This is a genomic window from Lentilactobacillus sp. (assembly GCF_040773105.1).
Taxonomy (GTDB): Bacteria; Bacillota; Bacilli; order Lactobacillales; family Lactobacillaceae; genus Lentilactobacillus; species Lentilactobacillus parabuchneri.
The window spans coordinates 1-2,805 of sequence record NZ_JAXGWW010000260.1 but is presented as its reverse complement, the minus strand read 5'-3'; the positions used below and the strand labels follow the sequence as shown (position 1 = coordinate 2,805).

The window sequence follows — 2,805 nt, the reverse complement described above, 5'->3', positions numbered from 1 at the left end:
TGATTGGGACTGCAATGACAGCGGCCACTTTGAACGACCCCGACAACAAACAATTAATGAGTGAAGCATACCAGGATACGCAGAAAGATTTATCCAAGGCACAGGACAAATCGGCCAAGGATTCATTTAGCGATTACCAGACAAATTTGAAGAACTATACCTATCGTCTGACTTATGGCTTCTCACCAATTGGTGACACCACAAAGCCGATGGTTGTGCCAAAGGGAGCTGAGGTACTCTTGGCAACCCGGCTGCCATATCTAAACGCCACTCAACGGCGTGAGGTACTTTACACAACTGGTCTTCCATCCGGCTATCCAATGACCGATGATACCGAAGGCTGGGGCCGTTTGAACCTCTTTAAGGCTGCTAATGGGTTTGGCGAATTCTTGTCTGACACCACCGTCAATATGGATGCGAAAAAAGGTGGTTTCAACGCTGCTGATACTTGGAAGAATAATATTTCCGGTAAGGGCGGCTTGATCAAGGAAGGCACGGGTTCGTTGAGCCTGCTTGGTGATAATTCATTCAAGGGCGGCACCACAATTAAGGCTGGAACCTTGGTTGCTGAAAACGACCATGCATTGGGCGATGGTAGCCTGAACCTGGCTGGCGGTCAATTAACCTTATCCAACAAGAATGTCGTTGTGAAGGGCAGCTATACTCAAGGCAGTCAGGCAACTCTGAAGCTGAGTGCCAACAGCAAGTTATCAGTTTCCGGTCACGCTAAGCTTGGTGGCAAAGTGGTTGTGAAGAACGCCAAGGGCCTCAAGTCCGGCGTTGTCATCTTGAAATCCAGCAAGCTCTCGGGTAAATTTGCCCACCACTCATTGCCAAAGGGCTGGCATTTAACCTACACTAAACACAATGTGAAATTAGTTAAATAAAACTGGTTGACATCTGGTCAGAAACGGGTTAGTATTTATGGCAATCAGAAATATGAGATTTTGCTAAGACAAGGAGAGTAATCTCTTAGCGCTTTTTCAGGGAGAATCGGGTAAGTGAGAACGATTCAAAAGCCTAAGTGATGAAAGTAGCCTTCGAGCGACAAATGCGAGCGATGCTGCGAGTGTTTGTTGGGAGCGCCCATTACAGCGCCAGTGTATCGCTGAAGTTATTTCGGCCGTACATGGTGAGTCAGCAGCTGTGAAGTTGTTGAGAATTTGGGTGGTAACACGTGTAAACGTCCCTTGAGATTGAAATCAATCTTGAGGGACGTTTTTTTGTCATTAAAGGGGGTTATTACGATGAAAATGAATTTAAGCCAGGGTAAGTCAGGTGGCATTATCCGAGTCACAAATGATGAATTTAAACGATTTAAAAACAGAAAATTGAGATATCTAACGTATTTAATAAATAAGGAGTCTTCAATATGGAAACTAAATCAAAGAAATTATCATTCAAACACTATCTGATTATCGGCTCAATGCTATTTGGAATGTTCTTCGGTGCCGGCAACTTAATCTTTCCAATTCACTTGGGACAATTAGCCGGGGCCCACTGGTTTACCGCTGGGATTGGCTTTCTGCTGACTGGGACGTTATTGCCACTGCTTGCGATTATTGCAATCGCCGTAACGCACAGTAACGGGATCTATGACTTGGCTAAGCCAATCGGGAAGCGCTATGCGACCTTCTTTATGGTATTAGTTTGTGCAACCTTGGGACCGCTGTTTGCGACACCACGGACGGCAACAACGCCATTTCAAATCGGCTTTGCAAGCCATCTGAGTGCTGCACAGCAGCCAATGTGGTTATTTATTTACTCATTAATTTTCTTCGGGATTACTTACGGGGCTTCCCGCAAACCAGCAGGCATTATTAATTCAATTGGTAAAATTTTGAATCCCGCATTTTTAGCCTTACTTGCTATTATTTTCGCAATTGCATTTACGAGCCCAATCAGTCAGGCAGCCAACGCACCCATTACTGATGCTGCCTACAAAAATGGATCGATTCTTAATGGATTTCTTCAAGGTTATAACACGATGGATTGTATTGCAGGTCTCTTGTTTGGAATTGCGATCGTTACGGCGATTCGCAGCTTGGGACAAACAAACGCCAAAGATATTTCAATGACGACAATCAAATCCGGCGCCCTTGGAATCGGGCTTGAAGCGTTGATTTATATTGGATTGATTTGGTTGGGAGCCACCAGCCTGGGTAAATTTAATCTTTCAATTGACGGTGGGATCGCCTTCAACCAGATTGCCAACCACTTCTTGGGGATCACAGGTGAGGTTATTTTAGCCACGATGGCAACACTGACCTGCCTGACAACTGCAGTTGGCCTTTCAACATCATTTTCTGAAGCGCTGCACGCTAAATTCCCCTCGATTTCATACCGGACCTGGCTGTTGATTGCGACGGGTCTCTCATTTGGGATTGCCAACTTTGGGCTTGATACCATTATCGCTTGGTCAACCCCAATGCTGATGTTCCTGTACCCACTGGCAATTACGTTGATCATCCTATCGATTGCGTCCCCACTCTTTAACCACGACCGTCGTGTTTATATCTGGACGACAATCTTCACCATCATCCCAGCAATTCTGGATGCGATTGCCGCAGCTCCGGCAATTATTTCAAAGTCGGCTTTCGCAACAACTATCTTGAAATTAGACAACTTTCTGCCGGGTGCATCTCTTGGAATGGACTGGTTATTACCCGCTGCGATTGGACTGATCATCGGCTTGGCCATTCACTTTATCAGTGCTCTAATGGGCGCAAGAACGGCTCAAATGGAAAATGACTAGTTAGTAGAATTTAACACATAGTTCGCTGCATTTTTTAACACATAAACCTA

2 protein-coding genes and 1 other annotated feature are annotated in these 2,805 nt (G+C 45.3%); both genes read left to right on the top strand.

From position 1 onward, the window contains the following. A partial coding sequence (locus AB3112_RS10405; RefSeq protein WP_367334447.1) for an autotransporter-associated beta strand repeat-containing protein occupies positions 1 to 887 on the top strand: 887 nt, incomplete at its 5' end. 56 nt (positions 888 to 943) lie between these two features. Beyond that, positions 944 to 1,194 (top strand) — a binding site (T-box leader). A 178-nt stretch (positions 1,195 to 1,372) separates the two neighbouring features. Then, complete coding sequence (brnQ, locus tag AB3112_RS10400) at positions 1,373 to 2,755, top strand: branched-chain amino acid transport system II carrier protein (RefSeq protein WP_084973823.1); 1,383 nt, start codon at positions 1,373 to 1,375, stop codon at positions 2,753 to 2,755. Positions 2,756 to 2,805: the final 50 nt, after the last annotated feature.

Bases quoted from the DNA above. Each gene is read 5' to 3' on its own strand.
- brnQ (WP_084973823.1), top strand. From the start codon at position 1,373: ATGGAAACTAAATCAAAGAAATTATCATTCAAACACTATCTGATTATC.